Origin of the sequence: Helicobacter sp. 'house sparrow 1', from assembly GCF_900199585.1 — a bacterium.
In the GTDB taxonomy this organism is placed as follows: Bacteria; Campylobacterota; Campylobacteria; order Campylobacterales; family Helicobacteraceae; genus Helicobacter_H.
Genome location: NZ_FZQY01000003.1, coordinates 1 through 4,307 on the forward strand (window position 1 = coordinate 1; position 4,307 = coordinate 4,307).

The window sequence follows — 4,307 nt, forward strand, 5'->3', positions numbered from 1 at the left end:
TAATTTTTTAGAGATTTTTTGCCATAAATGAATATAAAAATTAAATAAAAATTTTTATTAAAAACTGTTAAAAACAGCTCCCTAAAAGTAAAAAAAGTAAATGAAAACAATTTTTAGGTACAAAAATCCTCGTATTTTTTCAAAAAAAATATAAAAAAATTACAAATTTTATCATTTTCTTTAGAAGCTCTCTAGATAAGTAAAAATCGCATCTTCATAAAAATTTAAAAAAGATTTTTCTTTTAATTCTCTTTTGTTTAAGGATATTTTAAACAAAAAATCTTTAGTAAATATTAAAATAGATAAGTCATTTGTTAAGTTGTTATTAATTTGTTTTATCGAAATTATGTTCTAGATTCTATGCAACCAAGATAGCCATAAGCATAATTTTCTAATTCAATTCTATAAGACTTGCATTTGTAAATAACTTTCATATTATGGAGGAATCTAGTTATGTGTCTAGAAAAATTAAAAGAGAAGAGTGGTGTTTGTTTAAAGAACCCTCTTATAAAAACTTCTCAAAAATCAATCTTTAAACCCATCATTGCGAGTTCATTAGCTCTTTTTCTTGGTGCAAACTTTGCTTATGCACAATGTTATGGAGATAATACAAAGCCCATTATGTGTGTTGGGAATCTTGGGAGTGAAAATTTAGTAAATGTTCTAGAGTGGTATGATCTTGGAGGTGTAGATTATTTTTATCCAAATACAGGGCTTCCAGATCTGCAAACAAATCTTGATATTGTTTTTACAGATACAACTAATGGAGATATTATCTCAAAGACACAAGGAGGGGGTAGGGCAATTTTGGATACCTATGCTAATTCAGTTGTCATCAATGGAAGTGCACAACGCCTTTATTTAACTTGGCGCCCCCTAGGAAATCCAGGAAGCATTACAGTTGATTTCAATGATAAGAATAATAAAAATTTTACACTTGATTTAAGTGTGCAAACTTCGCGTCCTGAAACTTTTGATACAGGGTCTCTTTATGGAAATTTAATCATCAAGGGACAAACTAAAAATAGTACTTTTAATGCCCTATTGAGATATGGAATGAAAGGAAACATTGAGATAAACTCTGAGGCTAAGGCTACAATTGATGCAATAACAGGAAGTCAGATTAGGGGCAATATTACCAGTGGATTATTTGGAGGTAATTTGTTGATTAAAAATGCATATCTCAAAGGTAATATTGGAGGACAAAGATTAGATAGTTTAAGCGCACAGGATCTTACAATCGTATTTCAAAACTCCACAATGGAGGGAGATATCATAACAGGTACAAGCAATGGGAATGTGGATTTTCAAAGAAAGAATATAACCTTTAAGGCTGGTTCCACAAGATATGGCTTGAATTCTTTAGTAGGAAATATCATAAGCTATGGAATTGATAGGAGAGATTATAGGAATAAGGGTAATCATGTAGTCTTTGAATCAGGATCAATGAAAGGATCCATAAGGGCTATTGGTGATAGTTCTTATAGGATGGGTTACAATGAGGTTATATTCAAGAGTTTTAATTCAATTTTAGAAGGCAGTGTTGAAGCAACTGGTGGTTATACAGAAATTAGTGCAACCAATAGGGTTGTTTTTGAGAAATCTGGAAACATTATAGGAAATATCACCTCAAGAGGCTCTGATCAAGGAGGTGGTAGAGTATTTGGTGGAAGAAATGAAATTGTCTTTATAAACACTCCAGAAGGAGAGAGCAAAATCACAGGAAATGTTGAAGCAATATCAGGCTCCAATGAAATTACTTTTGAAGGGGGTAGGCGAGGAATAATTGAGGGCTCTGTTACAACAAGTCGAACTGATGATTTTGAGAATTTAAAGGGGTCTAGTGGTAGCAACACCATAAATATTAAAAACACTTCTTTATTAATTAGAAATAATACTTCAGCAGCTAATCAAGATCCTATTTTGAATGTTTTTCAAGGAACTAGTGTTGTAAATTTTGAAGGAGAAAGAGCTACATTAATGCTCCAAAGAACAACAAGCGAACTCAATGGACTGATTTATAACAGAGATCCAAACAGTGTTGTTACTTTAAATTTCAATGCCAAAGATTCCAAGATTATAGGAGGTGTTGTCAATAACAACAATGCAACTCTTAATGTCAATTTAAAAGAAGGAGTGAGTGCAACTATTGAAGGTAATTTTGTGGTTAATGATGGAATTCTCAATTTAACATTGGGTGAGCGTTCAGAATTAAATTTAAATGGAGATGATATAGGTCAAGGCAGACGTGTAGTTAGTAATATTAAATCTGCAGATAATGCCACTATTAATATTATGGGAGGTCCTGCTCTTAAAGAGCTTGGTTCTACTCATATTAATAATAGTGTGACTTTTAATATAACAGGCCAAGTAAAATGGCAAGAGGATTTGATTCCAAAGCAAAGTTTCCAAACCTTTGAAATTGGTCATCTCTATGCTGAGAAACCTCTCAATTTTATTGTTCGCGTGGATCCAAAATCAAATATAGTTGTAAATGGTAGGACAATTAAATCAGATAGAGTGGTTATTCCTAACAACTACAAATACAGGCGACATTATTTAAGAGTTGTAGGAAATTTGGATGATTTAATTGGAAAAGAGTTGTATAAATCAAATGATACCAATAGCAACATCGCTCTGGCTACAGCTGGAAATGGCAATGTATCTGAATTTGTACCTGTAGATACAGTTTCTGATTTTAGTTTGATTGGCTATGAGTTTATTGCAGAAAATAGTAATAAGGATGCTCAAAATGAGATATCTACCTACACAAGTTATTATCTAAAATCTGTGTATTCTAAAGGTGCATCTTTAGCAAATCAATTAGCTAGTGCTTCAGCATTGGGTGCAAATTATGATTTATATCTAGCAAATCTAAATTCTTTAAATAAAAGAATGGGAGAATTAAGAAATAATGCTAATTCTCAAGGTGCTTGGGTAAGAATATTTAATGGTATGCAAACTTCTAAATTTGCACTTGAAACAAAGAGTATTTATACTACAATCCAAGCTGGTTATGATTATGCATTTGGCTTTAATGGAGCTAATAATTATGTAGGTTTTGCATTAAGCTATGCAAACTCTATAGCAAGTTCTAAGAGTATTTCAGATCAAAGCATTTTTAGAGGAGTTGATAAGATTAATTCTAATGCAATGGAATTTGCTATCTATAATGCCTATGTTCAAGATGGAGCTAGCAAAGAGAGTATATGGGAGAATGGACTTTATAGCGATAGCATCTTAAAGTTTAGCTACATCACTTCTAAATTAGATCTTTTAGGACAAACTGAAGCTTATGATACAAGTAACTTTGCAATTACTTTCTCTCAAGAATTAGGTTATAGATTCTTAGCTGGAAAGTCTAAAGAAATCTTTATTGATCCTCAAGTAGAAGTGGCATTGGGTTATTTAAATCAATCTAATTTAAAGCAAAAATTAGGTACTTCTACTTTAGATGGAGTTCAAAATTCTATCTTTACTGTAAGAACTAGAGTGGGTTCTAGCTTTGGATATGACTTTAAAAACTTTACTCAAGATAAGGGCTTTAATTCTAAGATTTATCTAGGAACTTATTTTGTCAATGATTATATTTCTGGTGGAGATGTATCTTTAACAGATAAATATAATGCAAAAGTATCACTTTCTCCATTATCAACTACTTCTAGATTTGTTTTAAATGTAGGAACTAATTTCTCCATTAAAGACAATCATCGAATCTATTTTGATTTTGAAAGAAGTTTTGGAGGAAAGATTATTACAGATTATCAAGTAAATCTTGGATATAGATATAGCTTTGGTGCTTCAAAATATACTCCATATAATGGGGTTTCTACAACAGAAATTAAGCAAGTAGAATCTATTAAAGAAATGGCACCAACCAAAGGATTTTATCTACAAGTATTTGAAAAAGATAAGCTCTCTAAAAAAGAAGAAAATACTCTAAAGAAAATAAAAGATCTTAGAGTTCAAAATAAAGGAAATTCTAAAGTGTATCTAGTAGGTCCATTTAACAGTGAGCAGGATGCATTAAAACAAAAAGATCAAATGCAAGGCATATTAAAAGAATTAAATTCAAATGCTAATGTGATTGTAGTGGAATAAGTTTTAAACCCTAACTCTAAAAATAAGAGTTAGGGTAGAAATAATTAAACTCAAACAATCAATCAAGGAGGGAAAAAACTAAAAGATGCAATGCATCAATGTTCTTTAAAATAAAGAGAAATCTTTCTTTCTCTTGCCACCACTTAATTTCTCTTTTTTTCAAAGATTTTTTATAAAACAAATCTTTAACAACTTAACATGACAAA

At 30.9% G+C, this 4,307-nt stretch carries 1 protein-coding gene; it reads left to right on the top strand.

The window, feature by feature from the left end; all coding sequences use genetic code 11:
- Positions 1 to 453: 453 nt before the first annotated feature.
- Positions 454 to 4,101: an autotransporter outer membrane beta-barrel domain-containing protein gene (locus tag C6H31_RS00415; protein ID WP_104696844.1), complete on the top strand. Its 3,648-nt coding sequence runs from the start codon at positions 454 to 456 to the stop codon at positions 4,099 to 4,101.
- Positions 4,102 to 4,307: the final 206 nt, after the last annotated feature.

Coding starts and splice junctions, on each gene's coding strand:
- C6H31_RS00415 (WP_104696844.1), top strand. CDS start 454: ATGTGTCTAGAAAAATTAAAAGAGAAGAGTGGTGTTTGTTTAAAGAAC.